The following is a 16,933-nucleotide window of genomic DNA, read 5'->3' on the forward strand; positions in this document are numbered from 1 at the left end:
CAGCGGCCGGTGTCAGAACGAGCGCTTGAGGCGCAGGCGGAGCGGGCGGCCGTCGGGGTCGTCGAAGAGGCGGTACACCGGTGTCGCCCAGAGCCGGGTCACCAGCGGGAGGCGCTCGGGGGAGTGGTGGCGCAGCCGGCCCGGCGGGCGCGGTCCCTGCCGCCCGCCCTCGTGCCAGGCGTCGAGGGCGTCCGCGCTCGCGGTGAGCGCGGCGACGAACCGGTCGGGGTCGAGCAGGTCGTCGTCCTCGCTGCCGTCGGGTGCCCGGTCGAGGTGCTCGCGGGCCAGCTCCAGACGCAGGTCGCGGGCGAAGACCCGGGCGCCCTCGCCGGCGCCGGCCGGGTCACGGGGCTCGCGCGGGTCGCGGGTGGTGTCGAGGACGGCGGACGAGAGCTCGCTGTCGTGCGTCCAGGAGCGGCGGTTGAAGTTGTCGCTGCCGACGCTGGCCCAGACGTCGTCGACCACGCACACCTTGGCGTGCACGTACACCGGCGTGCCCTCGTGGTTCTCCACGTCGAAGACGTGCACGCGGTCCCGGCCCGCCCGCCGGCACATCTCGATCGCCTGCCACCGCCCGACGTACTGCGGCAGCTCGGCGAAGGCGCCCTCCTGGTCGGGCACGCGCGGCACGATCACGACCAGGTGCAGCTCGGGGTGCTCGGCCAGCGCCTCGGCGAAGAGCCGGGCGACGTCTGCCGACCACATGTACTGGTCCTCGAGGTAGACCAGCCGGCGGGCCCGCTTGATCGCCTTGGAGTATCCGCGCGCCACCGAGCGCTCGCCGTCCGGCGCGAAGTCGTACGGCGGGCGGATCGCCGGGTAGGTGCGCAGCGTCTGCACGAGGTGCGGCCCGCACTCCGGGGGCGCGGGGAACTGCGGCGGCAGCGGGGGCGGGTCGAGCCGGGCGTGGTGGAGCTTGTCGCGCACCCAGGCGATCGGGTGGTCGACGTCGGCGTTGGTGGGGTCCTCCCAGCGTTCGCGGAAGGCGGTGTCGAGCACGTGCACCGCGGGGCCGCGGAGCATGAGCTGCACGTCGTGCCAGGGCGGGCGCTCGCCGTACGCCGAGGCCATCCGCAGCGGCTGCGGATCGCCGAGGTGCCGCGCGTCGTCGCGGCGGGAGTGGCACAGGTCGATGCCGCCGGCGAACGCGACGTCCCGCGACGGGTCGCCGGCGTGCCGCAGGACGACGAACTTCTGGTGGTGGCTGCCCAGCCGGCGCACCCGCTGGTCGAGCACCATCTGCCCGCCGTCGTGCTCGATCTCCTCGTCGAGGGCGCGGTTCTCCTCCTTGCTGAACGAGAGCGCGTCCATGTGCGAGCGCCACACCAGCCCGCGCACGCACACCCCGCGACGGGCCGCCCGTTCGAACAGCTCGGCCACCGTCGGGCCGCCGTCGCGCAGCCGCTCGTCGGGGTCACCGCGCCAGTCGGTGAAGAAGAGGTGGTCCCCCGCGCCGAGCGTCTCGACCTCCTCGACCAGCCGGTCGAAGTAGGTCGCCCCGTGGACCAGCGGCTCGGCGAGGTTGCCCGCCGTCCAGGCCGGCAGCGCCGTCGCGGGGTTGCCCCGCTCCTCGGCGCTGAGCAGCCACTGCTCCGGATCGTCCACCCGGCGACGGTAGCCTGTGGAGCCGTGGCACTCGTCGTCCAGAAGTACGGCGGCTCGTCCGTCGCGTCCGCAGCGCACATCAAGCGCGTCGCCGAGCGGATCGTGAGCGCCAAGAAGGACGGTCACGACGTCGTCGTGGTGGTCTCCGCGATGGGCGACACCACCGATGAGCTGCTCGACCAGGCCAAGGAGATCACCGACGCCCCGCCCGGTCGCGAGCTGGACATGCTGCTCACCGCCGGCGAGCGCATCTCCATGGCGCTGCTGGCGATCGCGATCTCCACGCACGGCTACGAGGCCCGGTCGTTCACCGGCTCGCAGGCCGGCGTCATCACGACGTCCAGCCACGGCAAGGCCCGGATCATCGACGTGACGCCCGGCCGGCTGCGTTCAGCGCTCGACGACGGTTCGATCGTCATCGTCGCCGGCTTCCAGGGCGTCAGCCAGGACACCAAGGACATCACCACGCTGGGCCGCGGCGGCTCCGACACCACCGCCGTCGCGGTCGCGGCCGCGCTGCAGGCCGACGTCTGCGAGATCTACACCGACGTCGACGGCGTCTTCACCGCCGACCCGCGGATCGTCCCCAACGCCAGGCGGCTGTCGACCATCACCTACGAGGAGATGCTCGAGCTGGCCGCCTCCGGCGCCAAGGTGCTCATGCTCCGGTGCGTCGAGTACGCCCGCCGCTACGGCATCCCCGTGCACGTCCGCAGCTCCTACTCACAGCTCCCCGGCACGATCGTGACCGGCTCGATGGAGGACCTCTCGGTGGAACAGGCGATCATCACCGGCGTCGCGCACGACCGCAGCGAGGGCAAGATCACCGTCTACGGCGTGCCCGACCGGCCGGGTGAGGCCGCGCAGATCTTCCGCGTGCTCGCCGACGCCGAGATCAACATCGACATGATCGTGCAGAACGTGTCGGCCGAGGCGAGCAAGCTGGCCGACATCTCCTTCACGCTGCCCAAGAGCGACGGCCCGGCCGCCCTCGCGGCGCTGGAGAACGTCCGGAACACCGTCGGGTTCACCGACGTCAGCTTCGACCAGCACATCGGCAAGGTCTCGCTGGTCGGCGCGGGCATGCGCTCGCACCCCGGCGTCTCGGCGCGGTTCTTCGGCGCCCTGGCCGACGCCGGCGTCAACCTCGAGTTGATCAGCACCTCGGAGATCCGCATCTCCGTGGTCTGCCGCGACACCGACGTCGACGTCGCGGTGCGCGCGGTGCACGACGCGTTCGACCTGGGTACCGACGACGTCGAGGCCGTGGTCTACGGAGGGACCGGACGATGAGCATCTTCAAGGACGACGGGCTCCGGGTCGGCGTCGTCGGCGCCACCGGCCAGGTCGGCGGCGTGATGCGGAGGATCCTCGCCGAGCGCGAGTTCCCCATGAGCCAGCTGCGCTTCTTCGCCTCCGCCCGCTCGGCCGGCAGCACCCTGCCCTGGGCCGGCGGCGAGATCGAGGTGGAGGACGCCGCCGTCGCCGACCCCAGCGGCCTCGACATCGCCCTGTTCTCGGCCGGCGCGACGACCTCGCGGACCCTGGCGCCCAAGTTCGCCGAGGCCGGCGTGACGGTCATCGACAACAGCTCGGCCTGGCGCCGCGACCCCGACGTGCCGCTGATCGTCGCGGAGGTCAACCCGCACGCCCTGGCCGAGATGCGCAAGGGCATCATCGCCAACCCGAACTGCACGACGATGGCCGCGATGCCGGTGCTCAAGCCGCTGCACGACGAGGCCCAGCTCGTCCGCATCGTCGCCAGCACCTACCAGGCGGTCTCCGGCAGCGGCCTGGCCGGCGTGGAGGAGCTCGACACCCAGGTCAAGGCGGTCGTCGACAAGGCCGCCGAGCTGACCCACGACGGCTCGGCGGTCACCTTCCCCGAGCCGGTCAAGTACGTGCGCCCGATCGCGTTCAACGTGCTGCCCATGGCCGGCTCGCTGGTCGACGACGGCAGCTTCGAGACCGACGAGGAGCAGAAGCTCCGCAACGAGAGCCGGAAGATCCTCGGGATCCCCGACCTGCTCGTCTCGGGCACCTGCGTGCGGGTCCCCGTCTTCACGGGCCACTCGCTGTCGCTCAACGTCGAGTTCGCCCGGCCGCTGCCGGTCGAGCGCGCCACCGAGCTGCTGACCGGTGCCCCGGGCGTGGAGCTGTCCTCGGTGCCGAACCCGCTGCAGGCCGCCGGCCAGGACCCGAGCTACGTCGGCCGGATCCGGCAGGACCCCGGCGTCCCCGACGGCCGCGGCCTCGCCCTGTTCGTCAGCAACGACAACCTGCGCAAGGGCGCCGCGCTCAACACCGTCCAGATCGCCGAGCTGGTGGCGCGGTCCCGCTAGGGCTGCACGTGGCGTAGCGCGAAGGAGAGCGCGACCTCGACCTGCCGGATGGTCTCCTCGATCACCAGCGAGCCGTGGCCGGCGTCGAACCGGTACACCTCGTGCGGCTTGCCCAGCCGGTCGAGCGCGGCCAGGTAGTTCTCGATCTGGCGGATCGGGCAGCGCGGGTCGTTGGCGCCCGCGACGACGAGCACGGGCGCGGCGACCGCGTCGACGTAGGTGATGGGCGAGGAGCGCACGTAGACGTCGCGCTTCTCCTCCGGTGAGCCGCCGAACAGCGCCCGGTCGTAGGCCCGCAGTCCCTCCATCTCGTCCTCGTAGGCGGCCAGGTAGTCGGCGACCGGCACCTCGGCGATCCCGGCGGCCCACCGCTCGGGCTGGGTGCCGAGGCCGAGCAGGGTCAGGAAGCCGCCCCAGGAGCCGCCGGACAGGATGGCCCGGTCGGGGTCGACGACGCCCTCGGCCACCAGCGCGTCGTAGACGGCGCCGACGTCCTCCAGCTCGGTCAGCCCCGGCCGCCCGGTGAGCGCGTCGCGCCACTCGCTGCCGTAGCCCGTGGAGCCGCGGTAGTTCACGTGCACGACCGCGTAGCCGGCGTCGACGTTGGCGGCCCGCCGCGCGCGGTAGGAGTCGTCGTCCAGCGCCTCGGGGCCGCCGTGCACGAGGAACGCGGTCGCGTACGGCGCGGGCCGGTCCTGCGGGCGGACCAGCAGCGCGTGGATCCGCCCGCCGGGGCCCTCGACCCAGCGGTCCTCGACCGGGTACGCGGCCGGCGGCGGCTGCTCGGACACCGAGAGCACGACGGGGCCGTCGGCCCGCCGGATCACCGGCGGCTCCACCGACGACGACCACGCCAGCTCCACGGTGCCGTCCGGGCGGGCGGTCGCGCCCCGGACGACGCCCGGCGGCGTCTCCAGCCGCTCCAGCCGGCCGCTGCCCAGGTCGTAGCGGTAGAGCTCGCTGCGGGCGGCGGAGTCGTGGCCGACCAGCAGCGCCGAGCCGTCGGGGTACCAGCCGGCGGTGACGTCGCCGGGCAGGTCGAGGACGAGCTCGGTCTCCTCGCCGGTCGCGAGGTCCCAGATCAGCAGCTCCTCGCGGCCGCGCCGCTCGTGCCCCACCAGCAGCCGGCGGTCGCCGGGCAGCGGGCCGAACTCCAGCGCGTGCAGGCCGCGCCCCTCGCCGTCCCACTTGTCGGCGACCACGGCGGGCGCGTCGAGGGTCGTGGTGGCCGTCCGGAGCACCCGCAGGGCGGGGTAGCGCGGGTCGCCGTGCTCGGAGTGCGAGATGACCAGCAGCTCGTCGTCGCGGCTGAGCGCGTCGACCGACGCCGGGTCCTCGTGCCGGTAGACCACCCGGGCCTCTCCGCCGTGCGGGGCCAGCCACAGCTCGCTGCCGTCGTCGGTGGACCGGCCGGCGGCGACGAGGGTGCGGCCCACCTCGAGCCCGGCGGGGTAGGCCGGGCCCACCTCGGGCAGCGGCTCGGTGTCGGGCCCGCCGGCGAACGGCTGGGTCCGCCAGGTGCCGAACTCGTCGCCGTCGGTGTCGGCGAACCACCAGATGGTCCCGCCGTCGGGGGACAGGGTGCCGATGAGGGTGCCGTTCGGCCGGTCGGTGACCTGCCGGTGGGCGCCGGTCGAGCGGTCCCAGGCGTACTGCTCGACGACGCCGCTGACGTCGGAGGAGTACAGGCAGCGGTCCGGCGCGTCCTCGGCCCACTCCGGCAGGCTCACCCGGGGGGCGCGGAAGCGCGCCTGCCAGCGGGCGGTGACCTCGGGGGGAAGGGCGGGGGCTTCCGGCGCTGCGCTCATGCGACCTCCTGGTCAAACGACTCAGGGGCCGCCAACGGCGGCCCCTGAGCACAGAGTCGGGGTGACAGGATTTGAACCTGCGACCTCGTCGTCCCGAACGACGCGCGCTACCAAGCTGCGCCACACCCCGAGGTGCGAGGACGAGTCTAACGTGCGCCTCCGGCGGCCCGGCGGCGGGCCTCAGACCTCCCGCGGCGTGAGCGTGAGCAGGGTGGCCTCCGGCGGGCAGGCGAACCGCGCGGGGGCGTACGGGCTGGTGCCCAGACCTGCCGAGATGTGCACCCACGTGCCGTTCGGGTTCGTCGCCGTCGGCCCGGCCCACCGGTGCAGCCACCGCACCCGGGCCCGGTCGATCCCGCAGTTGGTGACCAGCGCGCCGTAGAACGGCACCCGCAGCTGCCCGCCGTGGGTGTGGCCGCAGAGCACCAGGTCGTAGCCGTCCGCGGCGAACCGGTCGAGCACCCGCGGCTCGGGGGAGTGCACCAGCCCGATCCGCAGGTCGGCCGTGGGGTCGGCCGCCCCGGCCACCCGCTCGTAGCGGTCCAGCTTCAGGTGCGGGTCGTCCAGCCCGGCCAGGACGATCCGCCGGCCGTCGACCTTGAGCTCGCCGCGGGCGTTGGTGAGCTCCAGCCACCCGCGCTCGACGAGGCCGTCGCGGAGGTCGCGCCAGGGCAGCTTCTCGCCGTGCACCCGCTTGTGGTCCTTCTTGAAGTACTTCAGCGGGTTCTTCGGCCGCGGCGCGAAGTAGTCGTTGGACGACGTGACGAACGCGCCGGGGCGGTCGAGCAGGGGGTCCAGGGCCCGCAGGGTCGGCGGCACCGCGTCGAAGCCGGCGAGGTTGTCACCGGTGTCGATCACCAGGTCGGGCTGCAGCGCGGCCAGCCCGGCCACCCACGCCTGCTTGCTGCGCTGCCCGGCGGTCATGTGCAGGTCGGACAGGTGCAGCACCGACAGCGGCCGCGAGCCCGGCGCCAGGACCGGGACGTCGAAGCGGCGCAGCGTCCAGCGGGTGCGCTCGTAGAGGCTCGCGTAGGCGACGGTGGCCGCGCCGGTGGCGACGGCGGCGGTGGGCAGAGCGGTGTACCAGCGCACGGTGGTCCAGCCTACGTGCCAGGCTGGGGGCGTGTCCGACCTCAAGGAACAGCTGCGCGCCGACCTCACCACCGCGATGAAGAGCCGCGACGAACTGCGCACCGCCACGCTGCGCATGGCGCTGACCGCCGTCAGCGCCGAGGAGGTCGCGGGCAAGGAGGCCCGCGAGCTCAGCGACGACGAGGTACAGGCCGTGCTGCGCCGCGAGGCGAAGAAGCGCCGGGAGGCCGCCGACGCCTTCGCCGAGGCCGGGCGCGCCGAGCAGGCCGAGCGGGAGCGTGCCGAGGGCGAGGTGCTGGCCGCCTACCTGCCGGCGCAGATGGAGGACGCCGACCTGGCCGCGCTCGTCGCCGACGTCATCACGCAGACGGGGGCGTCGGGCATGAAGGACATGGGCCGCGTGATGGGCGCGGCGAACAAGGCCGTCGCCGGGCGCGCCGAGGGCTCCCGGGTGGCCGCGGAGGTCCGCCGCCAGCTCGGCTGAGCCGGTCCGCCCTCAGTCGTCGCCGTCGTCCCCGCCGCCGCCACCCGGCCCGGAGTTGTCCCCACCGCCACCGGGGCCGTTGCCCTGGTCGCCGTCCTCGGCGTTGTCACCCTCGGCCGGCGGCTCCGGGTTGGCCGGCGGCGCCACGAAGCCCGAGCCGTCGCTCACCTGGATGGTGATCGTCTGCTCCTGCGTGGCGCGGGAGCCCGCCGGCGGGTTCAGGCCGAGGAAGGTGCCCTCGGGCTGGTCGCTCTCGACGACGGCGACGTCGCTGGCGAACCCGGCCGACGCCAGCGCGTCCTCGCAGCCGCTCACCGAGGAGCAGTTCGGCACCACGCGGGTGTTGCCGTTCACGACCGTCGGGTCGGCCGGCGGGAACGGCACCATCGGCTGACCGCTCAGGATCGGCTGCATCGCGTCGTGCCAGATGGTCGCCGGCTTGTTGCCACCGAAGCCGCCCACGTTCTGGTTCTGCTTGGGGTTGAGCACCATCACGCTGGCGGTGTACTGCGGCGTGTAGCCGACGAAGGCCGCGGAGAAGTTGCTCTGCGACGTACCGGTCTTGCCGGCGATCTGGTGACCGGGGACGTAGGCCCGCGCGCCGGTCTGCCCCGGGTGACCCGGCTCCACGTCCCCGCGCAGGATCTGGTTCAGCGTGGTGGCGACGCCCGGCGGGATCGCTTCGGCGTGGCAGTTGTCCTCGGTCACCACGGGGGTGCCGTCGTCCTTGAGCAGCGGCTGGCCGTCGCGGCCGAGGACCTGCACGACCGGCGTGGGGTCGCACTGCGTGCCGCCGGCCGCCAGCGTGGAGTAGGCGCTGGCCAGGTCCAGCGGGCTGGTCGGCTCCGGGCCGAGGGTGAACGAGCCCCGCTCCTCGGCGATGATCTGGTCGGCGATCGGGTCGAGCGAGTGCAGGCCCATGCGCTGGGCCATGCGCACCGGCCCCTCGACGCTGCCCAGCGCGTCCTCCAGCGCCACGAAGTAGGTGTTGGAGGACATGACGAGCGCCTGCTCCATGTTCAGCGTCCCGGGGTAGTTGCCGGCGTTCTCGACGCTGTAGGGGTTGCGGCCGTTCTTGAAGACCCGGGACGTGTACCGCTCACCGGTGGTCAGCGTGTAGTGCTGCGAGAAGCCCTCCTCCAGGGCCGCCGCGGCGGTGAACACCTTGTAGGTCGACCCGGCACCCTGGCTGGCGGCGGTGTTGAGGACGACGGACTCGCACTCGGGCGCGTCGCAGCCGTAGCGGCGGTTGACGCTCATCGCCAGCACGTGCCCGGTCCCCGGCTCCACCGCGGTGTACATGCCGGCCAGCGAGGCGCCCATGGGCAGCGTGTTGAGCACCGCCTGGTCGCCGGCGACCTGCATGTCCGGCCGAAGCGTGGTCTGGATCGTCAGGCCGCCGTCGTTGATCTGCTGGTCGGTGAGGCCGAGCGTGCCGGTGAGGTAGTTGCGCAGGTAGGCGCAGAAGAAGCCGCCGACCGAGGCGTCGATGCAGCCGTTCGGCGGGGCCTGGCCCGGGGCCACGGTGACCGGCGTGGCGATGGCGTCGGCCAGCTCCTGGTCGGAGATGTGCCCGAGCGCGTGCATCCGGTTGAGCACCTGGTCGCGCCGGGTCTTGGCGTTCTCCGGGTTGGTGGTCGGGTCGTCGTTGGTCGGGCTCTGCACCAGCCCGGCCAGCATCGCGGCCTGCACCAGGTTCAGGTCGGCGGCGTTGACGGAGAAGTAGCGCTGCGCGGCGGCCTGGATGCCGTAGGCGCCCTGGCCGAAGTACACCGTGTTCAGGTAGCGGGTGAGGATCTCGTCCTTCGAGTACTCCTCCTCGAGGGCGAGCGCGAGCCGCGCCTCCCGCAGCTTGCGGCCGGGGGTCTGCTCGGTCGCCGCCTGCCGCTCCTCGGGCGTGTCCGCGGTCTGCAGCAGCGTCTGCTTGACCAGCTGCTGGGTCAGCGTCGAGCCGCCCTCGCGCACGGAGCCCGCCGCCACGTTGGTGACCAGTGCCCGCAGCGTGCCCTGGACGTCGAGCCCGTTGTGCTCGTAGAAGCGCGAGTCCTCGATGTCGACCAGCGCCTGCTTCACCAGGTCGCTGATCTGGTCGCCGGCGACCGGGATCCGGTTGTTCGTGTAGAAGTAGGTGATCACCGAGCCGTCGGCGGCCAGCACGACGCTGTTGCCGGCGGGCGACTCGTCGGTCAGCTCGCCGGGCAGGGCGTCGAGCAGGGAGGCGGAGTTGCGGGCCACCAGGCCCGAGCCGCCGATCCAGGGGAACAGCACGCCGGCGAGCAGGGCACCGGCCAGGACGATGGTTCCGGCCAGCTTGGCGAGCAGCGTGGTCCGGACGCGCGCATTCTCCGACATCGCAGGCCAAGGTACCTGCCGGACCGCCCCGGGGCCGGTGAGCTCAGGGACGGCGCGCGGGCAGGATCCGCGTGCGCGGCGTGCCGGTCGGGGTGTCGCCGTCCGGACCGATCAGCTCGGCGCCCATGCCGCGCAGCCCGTCCAGGTCGTGGACGTCGCCGGCGGCCGCCGGGACGGCGCGGATCGCCACCTCCGGGTGGGCGCTGGTGAACCGGTCGGCCAGCCGCTGCTCCCGCGTGGCCAGGGTCATCCGCTCCGCGTGCACGCGCAGCGCGCCGGCGACCAGCTGCGCGCCCTTGCCGCCGGCCTCGAGCACCTCCTCCGCGGCCCCCTCGGCGCGGGTCGCCGACAGCGCGGTCGTCGCCGGCGGGTGGGTGCGGTTGAGCACCAGCCCGGCCAGCGGCATGCCCTCGGCGGAGAGCCGGTCGACGAAGTACGACGCCTCGCGCAGCGCGTCGGGCTCGGGGGTGGCGACGACGACGAACGAGGTGCCGGGCATGCGCAGCATCTCGTAGGTGGCGGTGGCCCGTTCCCGGAAGCCGCCGAACATGGTGTCCAGCGCCGAGACGAACGCGGAGATGTCGCGCAGCAGCTGCCCGCCGAGGATCTTGGAGATGATCCGGCTGAACACCATGAAGCCGGCGCCCACCATGCGCATGCCCACCCGCCCGCCGGCCCGGGCCGGGGCCGTGAGCAGCCGGATCATCGTGCCGTCGAGGAAGCGGCCCATCCGGTTCGGGGCGTCGAGGAAGTCCAGCGCCGACCGCGAGGGCGGGGTGTCGACGACGATCAGGTCCCACTGGTCGGTGGCCCGCAGCTGGCCCAGCTTCTCCATCGCCATGTACTCCTGCGTCCCGGCGAAGGACGAGGACAGCGCCTGGTAGAAGGGGTTCTCGAAGATCTGCTGGGCCCGGTCGGGGCTGGTGTGGGCGGACACGACGTCGTCGAACGTCCGCTTCATGTCCAGCATCATCGCGTGCAGCTCGCCGCCCGCCCCCGGCACGTCGACCTGGCGCGGCTCGTTGTCCAGCTCCACCAGGCCGAGCGACTGCGCCAGGCGGCGGGCCGGGTCGATGGTGAGGACGACGACCCGGCGGCCGGCCTCGGCGGCGGCCAGCGCGAGCGCCGCCGACGTCGTCGTCTTGCCCACCCCGCCGGCGCCGCAGCAGACGACGATGCGGGTGTCGCGGGACGCCAGGAGCGCGGCGAGGTCCATCGCCGGTGCCTGACCGCTCATGCGGCGACCTCGTCGCCCAGGTGCTCCTCGAGCCGGCCGGCCAGCTCGAACAGGCAGCCCAGGTCGACGGGGCCGACGAGCAGCGGCAGCTCGACGGTGGGCCGGCCGAGCGCGACGACGTCCCCGCGCAGCGCGTCCTGCGCGGCCCAGCGCTGCGCGTGCTCGACCGCCTCGGCGGCGAGCGGCTCCGCCAGCGACGCCGGCAGGTGCACCGACTCCAGCGCGGGGGCCAGCTCGGCGCCGGTCAGCCGGCCCTCCGCCGCGCGGCGCAGGCTCGCCGCCGGCAGGAGCGGCTCGGTGGCCATGTTGACGACGACCGAGCCCACGGGCAGCCCCACCGCGGTCAGCTCCTTGATCGCGTCGGCGGTCTCCTGCACCGGCATGTCCTCGAGCAGGGTCACCAGGTGCACCGCCGTCTGCGGGGACTTCAGCACGGCCATGACGCCGTCGCTCTGCGTCTTGATCGGGCCCGAGCGGGCCAGCTGGCCCATCTCGCCGGTGACGTTGAGGAAGCGGGTGATCCGGCCGGTCGGCGGCGCGTCGACGACGACGGCGTCGTAGACCCGGCGGCCGTCGTGCCGGCGGGTCACCGCCTCCTTGACCTTGCCGGTGATCAGCACGTCGCGCAGCCCCGGCGCGATGGCGGTGGCGAAGTCGATGGCGCCCATCTTGCGCAGGGCGCGACCGGCCCGGCGCAGGTTGTAGAACAGGTCCAGGTACTCGAGGAGGGCCTCCTCGACGTCGATGGCCAGGGCCCTGACCTCCCCGCCGCCGCGGGTGACGGCGACCCGCCGCTCCTCGTAGGGCAGCGGCGGGGTGTCGAACAGCTGGGCGATGCCCTGCCGGCCCTCGGTCTCGACGAGCAGGACGGTGCGGCCGTCGGCGGCCAGCGCCAGGGCCAGGGCGGCGGCGACGGTGGTCTTCCCGGTCCCGCCCTTCCCGGTCACCACGTGGCAGCGCACGGGCAGGGGCTCGGGGCTCACGTCCTCAGCCTAGGAGGACCGTCCGTGCGTGGCCTGTGCCGGGAGGCGCTAGCGTCCTGGCCCATGAGCGAACCGGTTCGCCGCACGTGGGAGTACGCCACCATCCCGCTGCTGATCCACAACACCAAGGCGATCCTCGACTCCTGGGGCGTCGACGGCTGGGAGCTGGTCACCGTGCTCCCCGGCCCGGGCGGGGCCGAGCAGCTGGTCGCCTACCTGAAGCGCCCCACCTCCTGAGGACCCCCCGATGAGCGCCCCGCAGTCCGCCGACACCGCGCCGAGCTGGCACGACAGGCTCGCCGAGCTCGGCATCCGCCTGCCCCCGGTGGCCCCTCCGGTCGCCTCGTACGTGCCGGCCGTGCGCAGCGGCTCGCTGGTGTTCACCAGCGGCCAGCTGCCGTTCATCGACGGGGGCCTGCGCCGCACCGGCAAGGTCGGTGGGGCGGTCGAGGCCGAGGAGGCCGCCGCCGACGCCAAGCTGTGCGCCCTCAACGCGCTGGCGGCGATCGACGACCTGGTCGGGCTCGACTCGATCGCCCGGATCGTCCGCGTGGTCGGCTACGTGGCCAGCGCGGAGGGCTTCAGCGGCCAGCCGCGGGTGGTCAACGGCGCCAGCGAGCTGCTGGGCAAGATCTTCGGCCCGGCCGGGCAGCACGCCCGCAGCGCCGTTGGCGTGGCCGAGCTGCCGATGAATTCGCCGGTCGAGGTCGAGCTGACCGTCGAGCTGAGGGGATGACCGCCGTCCCCCGCCAGGCGGCGACGGTCCTGCTGCTGCGCGACGGCGCCGCCGGGCTCGAGGTCTACCTGCTGCGCCGCACGCGGGGCATGCCGTTCGCCGGCGGGATGACCGCCTACCCGGGCGGCGGCGTCGACCCCCGCGACGGCGACGTGGACGTCGCCTGGGTCGGGCCCGCCCCGGCCGACTGGGCCGCCGCGTTCGGCTGCGACGAGCGGACGGCGCGCGAGCTGGTGTGCGCCGCGGTCCGGGAGACGTTCGAGGAGGCCGGCGTGCTGCTCGCCGGTCCGGCCGAGGTCGGCGACGCGACCGGTGAGGGCGTCGTCCTGGACGTGTCGGGCGAGGACTGGGAGGCCCAGCGGCAGGCCCTGCTGTCCCGCGAGCTCTCCCTCGCCGAGCTGCTCGCCGACCGGGGGCTCGCGCTGCGCTCGGACCTGCTGCGGCCGTTCGCGCACTGGATCACCCCCGAGGTGGAGCCGCGGCGCTACGACACGAAGTTCTTCGCCGCCGCGCTGCCGGTGGGGCAGGAGGCCCGGCACGTCTCCGGCGAGGCCGACGAGGCGAGCTGGCTGACCCCGGCCGCGGCGCTGGCCGAGGCGCAGACCGGGTCGCGGCCGATGCTGCCGCCCACCCAGCACACGCTCGGGCAGCTGCAGCCCTTCGCCGACGTCGCGGCCGCGCTGGCCGGCTCGCCGCCGGAGCCGCTGCACCCGATCAGCCCGACCTTCGAGGAGACGCCCGACGGCCGCTGGGCGGTGCTCCCCGACGGCAGCCGGGTCAGGCTCGTCATCCCGCTTCCGTCGTAGCCCCGAGGAGCGGGGCCCGGAGGGTCCCCGGCGAGCGAGCTGGAAGGGCTCAGCGCACGCCGGGGACGGCTCCTGGCCGCCGTGCCGGCCGGTAGGCCGACGAGGTCACCGCGCGCGCCGCCTCAGGCGCTCCTCGTCGAGGACGACGACCGACTTGCCCTGCAGCTGGATCCAGCCGCGGTGCACGAAGTCGGCCAGCGCCTTGTTCACCGTCTCGCGGGAGGCGCCGACCAGCTGGGCCAGCTCCTCCTGGGTGAGGTCGTGGCGCACCCGCAGACCGTCGGAGTCGCGGCTGCCGAACCGGTCGGCCATCTGCAGCAGCGCCTTGGCCACCCGGCCGGGCACGTCGGTGAAGATCAGGTCGGCGACCGAGTCGTTGGTGCGGCGCAGCCGGCGGGCCAGCACGTGCAGCAGGCGCTCGCCGACCTCGGGGTGGGCCTCGATCCACGGGCGGAGCACCGACTGCGGCATCTTGGCCAGCTTCACGTCGGTCACCGCCGTGGCGGTGGCCGTGCGCGGGCCCGGGTCGAACACCGACAGCTCGCCGAACTGGTCGGACGGGCCCATCACGGCGAGCACGTTCTCGCGGCCGTCGGGCGAGCGCCGCGACAGCTTGATCTTGCCGGAGAGGACGATGTACAGGCTGTCCCCCGGCTCACCCTCGTTGAAGACCACCCGCCCGCGGGGCAGCGTGATCGTCTCCAGGCGGCTGACCACCGGCTCGACGGCGTCTTCCGCAAGCCCCTGGAAGAGCCCCGACTGGGCCAGTACGTCGTCCACTGCACGTCCTCTCACAGCACATCTCGCGCCGGACGCCTGGGAGGCATCCGTGTCCGACCGGTGAGTCTAGGGGGCTGTGCCGATCGTCACCCGTCCGAGACGGCGATCATGCCTCTGACGGGCGAGTGTGCGTGATCACACCGACCGTGCGTGGAAGGGCCTCAGACGAGCGGCTCCTGGGCCCGCTTGGTCCGGCCGCGGTTGCGGTTGCGCCAGCGGCCGAGCGCCCGGCGGACGCCGGACGTGGTGAGCGTGTCGACCTCGCCGGGGGTGGCGCTGGACAGGAACTCGGCGACCTCGCGGCCCGTGGCCGGCCGGCGCAGCGGTTCCTCGACCCGCTCCATGACCAGCAGGAAGGCGATCAGCAGCGGGGGGAAGAGGATGACGATGAGTGCGACCATGCGAACCTCCTCGGTCCGTTCGGACGGGGCACGGATACCCACGCAGCGCCTGGTGCATCCCCGGCGGCGCCGTTCCCCCCGGTCGCGTGGCGCCGTCGATGATGGCACGCCGGTCGATGTCGGCCGGTCCGCATACGCTCGACCGCGTGTCCACGCCCGCCACCTCACCGGCGTACGCCCGCCCGCTGACCGGGCGCGCCACCCCCGCCCGCCGTCCCGGCCGCGGCGCGCTGCCGGGCGGGTCGCCCGTCGACCCGCAGGAGACGCCGCTGGCCCGCACCCGCCGGGCCCGCCGGATGGCCCGCGAGCTGGCGGTGATCCACCCCGACGCGCACTGCGAGCTCGACTTCTCCAACGCCTTCGAGCTGCTGGTGGCCACGGTGCTGTCGGCGCAGACCACCGACAAGATGGTCAACAAGGTCACGCCCACGCTGTTCGCCGAGTACCCCGACGCCCACGCGCTGGCGGGGGCCGACCGCGCGGAGCTGGAGACCATACTCAAGCCCACCGGCTTCTTCCGGGCCAAGGCGAACTCGGTGCTCGGCCTCGCGCAGGCGCTCGTCGAGCGGTTCGACGGCGAGGTGCCCGGGCGGATGGCCGACCTGGTCACCCTGCCCGGCGTGGGGCGCAAGACCGCCAACGTCGTGCTGGGCAACGCCTTCGACGTCCCCGGGCTCACCGTCGACACGCACTTCGGCCGGCTGGTCCGCCGGTTCGGCTGGACGGCCGAGGAGGACCCGGTCAAGGTCGAGGCCGAGATCGCCCGGCTGATCCCGAAGCGGGAGTGGACGATGTTCTCCCACCGGGTGATCTTCCACGGCCGCCGGGTCTGCCACGCCAAGAAGGCGGCCTGCGGCGCCTGCGGGCTGGCGCAGTGGTGCCCCTCCTTCGGCATCGGCCCCACCGACCCGGAGGTGGCGCTGAAGCTGGTGAAGACCCCGGCCGCCTCGGACACCGAGTGAGGGCACCGCGCGCGGCCGCGCTGGCCGCACTCCTCCTGCTGGCCGGCTGCAGCTCCGGCGAGGCCACCCCACCCGCCGGCGCGACGGGCGCGGAGGTGCCGGCCGTGCCGTTCCGACCCTGCCCCGAGCAGCCGGACACCGCGGCCGCGGGCGGCGAGCTGCTGCCCGCGGTGTCGTTCGACTGCCTCGGCGGCGGCACCCTCGACCTCGGCCGCGCGCCGGGCGTCCCCACCGTGGTCAACCTCTGGGCGAGCTGGTGCGGGCCGTGCCGCGAGGAGCTGCCGCTGATGCAGGAGCTCGCCGACGCCGCCGGCACCCGGCTCGCCGTCGTGGGCGTGATCAGCAAGGACGGCACCGAGCAGGCGCAGTCCTTCGCCACCGACGTCGGCGCGAGCTTCCCCGGCGCCTTCGACGGCCAGGGCGAGCTGATGACCGAGCTGGGGCTCAACGGGCTGCCCTACACCTACTTCCTCGACGCCTCGGGGGCCGTCGTCTTCACGCAGGTCGGCCCCGTCGACAGCGTCGACGAGCTGCGCGGGCTGGTCGCCGAGCACCTCGGGGTGCAGCTGTGACCGGCGAGGGGCCCGACGGCGTCCCCGAGTACCTGCGGCGGCTGGTCGACGCCTCGATCGACCTGCCGCTGCGGCACGCGGCGCCGCGGGCGAGCGCCACCGCCCGGCGCTCGGCGGTGCTCATCCTCTTCGGCGAGGGACCGGCCGGCCCCGACGTGCTGCTCATCGAGAAGTCCGCCGCGCTGCGCCGGCACGCGGGCCAGCCGGCGTTCCCGGGCGGCGGGGCCGATCCCGGCGACGACTACCCGGTGGAGACCGCGCTGCGGGAGGCGCAGGAGGAGGCCGGCGTCGACCCCGCCGGCGTCCGCGTGCTGGCCACGCTGCAGGAGCTCTACCTCATGCCGTCGGACAACCTCGTCGTCCCGGTGGTCGGCTGGTGGGAGGACCCCAGCGAGGTGACCGTCGCCGACCCGCGCGAGGTGGCCCGCGTCGCCCGCGTGCCGCTGGCCGACCTGACCGACCCGGCCAACCGGTTCCGGGTGTCGCACCCGTCGGGGTTCGTCGGCCCGGCGTTCGGCGTCGCCGGCATGGTGGTCTGGGGGTTCACCGCCGCCCTGCTCGACGCGATCCTCGAGGCGGCGGGCCTCGCCCGGCCCTGGGACCGGTCCGACGTCCGCCCGCTGCCCGAACCCGGCGCGACCCGCTCGGCCGCCCTGCCCGGCTCCGTCGAGGACGACGACGCCGCGCCGACGGTGGCCGATCCCGCCCCTGACGGCCCTCCGGCGCGTACGGTCGGCCCGCGATGAACGTGCTGGGGGGCTCGCCGAGACCTC

General features: G+C 74.1%; 17 protein-coding genes and 1 tRNA gene. 9 read left to right on the top strand and 9 right to left on the bottom strand.

Translation table 11 applies throughout. The features are described from left to right. Positions 1–12: 12 nt before the first annotated feature. Positions 13–1,605 (bottom strand): phospholipase D family protein, encoded by a 1,593-nt coding sequence (locus ACI78S_RS00370; protein ID WP_456970199.1) that lies wholly within the window; start codon positions 1,603–1,605, stop codon positions 13–15. A 24-nt stretch (positions 1,606–1,629) separates the two neighbouring features. Between ACI78S_RS00370 and ACI78S_RS00375 the strand changes: the two genes are divergently transcribed. Together ACI78S_RS00375 and ACI78S_RS00380 are read left to right on the top strand one after the other, a co-directional pair. Continuing rightward, entirely contained in the window at positions 1,630–2,898 is a 1,269-nt protein-coding gene (locus ACI78S_RS00375) for an aspartate kinase (RefSeq protein ID WP_456970200.1), read from the top strand. Further along, entirely contained in the window at positions 2,895–3,947 is a 1,053-nt protein-coding gene (locus ACI78S_RS00380) for an aspartate-semialdehyde dehydrogenase (RefSeq protein ID WP_456970201.1), read from the top strand. Before ACI78S_RS00375 ends, ACI78S_RS00380 begins: the two co-directional genes overlap by 4 nt. On the opposite strand, the gene ACI78S_RS00385 is transcribed toward ACI78S_RS00380, so the two are convergent. The 3 genes from ACI78S_RS00385 to ACI78S_RS00395 all read right to left on the bottom strand — a co-directional run bounded on the left by ACI78S_RS00385 (position 3,944) and on the right by ACI78S_RS00395 (position 6,847). Next, positions 3,944–5,755 (bottom strand): prolyl oligopeptidase family serine peptidase, encoded by a 1,812-nt coding sequence (locus tag ACI78S_RS00385; protein ID WP_456970202.1) that lies wholly within the window; start codon positions 5,753–5,755, stop codon positions 3,944–3,946. The two genes, ACI78S_RS00380 and ACI78S_RS00385, sit on opposite strands and share 4 nt — an antisense overlap. A 56-nt stretch (positions 5,756–5,811) precedes the next feature. Continuing rightward, positions 5,812–5,885, bottom strand: a tRNA-Pro gene (locus ACI78S_RS00390). 50 nt (positions 5,886–5,935) lie between these two features. Continuing rightward, positions 5,936–6,847 carry a metallophosphoesterase gene (locus ACI78S_RS00395; RefSeq protein WP_456970203.1) on the bottom strand — a complete coding sequence of 304 codons (912 nt, stop codon included), beginning with the start codon at positions 6,845–6,847 and terminating at the stop codon, positions 5,936–5,938. A gap of 31 nt (positions 6,848–6,878) precedes the next feature. Between ACI78S_RS00395 and ACI78S_RS00400 the strand changes: the two genes are divergently transcribed. After that, the gene (locus tag ACI78S_RS00400; protein WP_456970204.1) at positions 6,879–7,331 is read left to right on the top strand and encodes a GatB/YqeY domain-containing protein; all 453 of its coding nucleotides are present in this window, start codon (positions 6,879–6,881) and stop codon (positions 7,329–7,331) included. Between the two features lie 12 nt (positions 7,332–7,343). Here the strand turns inward: ACI78S_RS00400 and ACI78S_RS00405 are convergent, their stop codons facing one another. Genes ACI78S_RS00405 through ACI78S_RS00415 form a run of 3 tightly spaced genes read right to left on the bottom strand, consistent with a single transcriptional unit; the run spans position 7,344 to position 11,903 of the window. Beyond that, positions 7,344–9,683: a transglycosylase domain-containing protein gene (locus tag ACI78S_RS00405; protein WP_456970205.1), complete on the bottom strand. Its 2,340-nt coding sequence runs from the start codon at positions 9,681–9,683 to the stop codon at positions 7,344–7,346. Positions 9,684–9,726: 43 nt separating this feature from the next. Continuing rightward, positions 9,727–10,920 carry an ArsA family ATPase gene (locus ACI78S_RS00410; protein WP_456970206.1) on the bottom strand — a complete coding sequence of 398 codons (1,194 nt, stop codon included), beginning with the start codon at positions 10,918–10,920 and terminating at the stop codon, positions 9,727–9,729. Beyond that, positions 10,917–11,903 carry an ArsA-related P-loop ATPase gene (locus ACI78S_RS00415; RefSeq protein ID WP_456970207.1) on the bottom strand — a complete coding sequence of 329 codons (987 nt, stop codon included), beginning with the start codon at positions 11,901–11,903 and terminating at the stop codon, positions 10,917–10,919. The genes ACI78S_RS00410 and ACI78S_RS00415 overlap by 4 nt, the downstream gene beginning before the upstream one ends. A gap of 63 nt (positions 11,904–11,966) precedes the next feature. Here ACI78S_RS00415 and ACI78S_RS00420 point away from each other — a divergent pair, with 63 nt between their 5' ends. The 3 genes from ACI78S_RS00420 to ACI78S_RS00430 are packed head-to-tail and all read left to right on the top strand — an operon-like array spanning position 11,967 to position 13,445. Next, the gene (locus tag ACI78S_RS00420; RefSeq protein WP_456970208.1) at positions 11,967–12,140 is read left to right on the top strand and encodes a hypothetical protein; all 174 of its coding nucleotides are present in this window, start codon (positions 11,967–11,969) and stop codon (positions 12,138–12,140) included. A 10-nt stretch (positions 12,141–12,150) separates the two neighbouring features. Next, the gene (locus ACI78S_RS00425; RefSeq protein ID WP_456970209.1) at positions 12,151–12,639 is read left to right on the top strand and encodes a RidA family protein; all 489 of its coding nucleotides are present in this window, start codon (positions 12,151–12,153) and stop codon (positions 12,637–12,639) included. Continuing rightward, positions 12,636–13,445 carry an NUDIX hydrolase gene (locus ACI78S_RS00430; RefSeq protein WP_456970210.1) on the top strand — a complete coding sequence of 270 codons (810 nt, stop codon included), beginning with the start codon at positions 12,636–12,638 and terminating at the stop codon, positions 13,443–13,445. The genes ACI78S_RS00425 and ACI78S_RS00430 overlap by 4 nt, the downstream gene beginning before the upstream one ends. Positions 13,446–13,550: 105 nt before the next feature. On the opposite strand, the gene ACI78S_RS00435 is transcribed toward ACI78S_RS00430, so the two are convergent. Both ACI78S_RS00435 and ACI78S_RS00440 read right to left on the bottom strand, forming a co-directional pair. Next, positions 13,551–14,225: a Crp/Fnr family transcriptional regulator gene (locus tag ACI78S_RS00435; protein WP_456970211.1), complete on the bottom strand. Its 675-nt coding sequence runs from the start codon at positions 14,223–14,225 to the stop codon at positions 13,551–13,553. A gap of 161 nt (positions 14,226–14,386) precedes the next feature. Next, positions 14,387–14,626, bottom strand: a complete 240-nt coding sequence (locus ACI78S_RS00440; RefSeq protein WP_456970212.1) for a hypothetical protein — start codon at positions 14,624–14,626, stop codon at positions 14,387–14,389. A 146-nt stretch (positions 14,627–14,772) separates the two neighbouring features. Here ACI78S_RS00440 and nth point away from each other — a divergent pair, with 146 nt between their 5' ends. The 3 genes from nth to ACI78S_RS00455 are packed head-to-tail and all read left to right on the top strand — an operon-like array spanning position 14,773 to position 16,906. Beyond that, positions 14,773–15,588: an endonuclease III gene (gene nth, locus ACI78S_RS00445; protein WP_456970213.1), complete on the top strand. Its 816-nt coding sequence runs from the start codon at positions 14,773–14,775 to the stop codon at positions 15,586–15,588. After that, the gene (locus tag ACI78S_RS00450; protein WP_456970214.1) at positions 15,585–16,160 is read left to right on the top strand and encodes a TlpA family protein disulfide reductase; all 576 of its coding nucleotides are present in this window, start codon (positions 15,585–15,587) and stop codon (positions 16,158–16,160) included. Before nth ends, ACI78S_RS00450 begins: the two co-directional genes overlap by 4 nt. Then, positions 16,157–16,906, top strand: coding sequence for an NUDIX hydrolase (locus ACI78S_RS00455; RefSeq protein ID WP_456970215.1), 750 nt, complete (start codon positions 16,157–16,159; stop codon positions 16,904–16,906). Before ACI78S_RS00450 ends, ACI78S_RS00455 begins: the two co-directional genes overlap by 4 nt. The last annotated feature ends 27 nt before the right edge of the window (positions 16,907–16,933 follow it).

The organism is Geodermatophilus sp. SYSU D00815 (genome assembly GCF_054050035.1).

Coding starts and splice junctions, on each gene's coding strand:
- ACI78S_RS00405 (WP_456970205.1), bottom strand. CDS start 9,683: ATGTCGGAGAATGCGCGCGTCCGGACCACGCTGCTCGCCAAGCTGGCC.
- ACI78S_RS00420 (WP_456970208.1), top strand. CDS start 11,967: ATGAGCGAACCGGTTCGCCGCACGTGGGAGTACGCCACCATCCCGCTG.
- ACI78S_RS00425 (WP_456970209.1), top strand. CDS start 12,151: ATGAGCGCCCCGCAGTCCGCCGACACCGCGCCGAGCTGGCACGACAGG.
- ACI78S_RS00410 (WP_456970206.1), bottom strand. CDS start 10,920: ATGAGCGGTCAGGCACCGGCGATGGACCTCGCCGCGCTCCTGGCGTCC.
- ACI78S_RS00380 (WP_456970201.1), top strand. CDS start 2,895: ATGAGCATCTTCAAGGACGACGGGCTCCGGGTCGGCGTCGTCGGCGCC.
- ACI78S_RS00430 (WP_456970210.1), top strand. CDS start 12,636: ATGACCGCCGTCCCCCGCCAGGCGGCGACGGTCCTGCTGCTGCGCGAC.
- ACI78S_RS00385 (WP_456970202.1), bottom strand. CDS start 5,755: ATGAGCGCAGCGCCGGAAGCCCCCGCCCTTCCCCCCGAGGTCACCGCC.
- ACI78S_RS00440 (WP_456970212.1), bottom strand. CDS start 14,626: ATGGTCGCACTCATCGTCATCCTCTTCCCCCCGCTGCTGATCGCCTTC.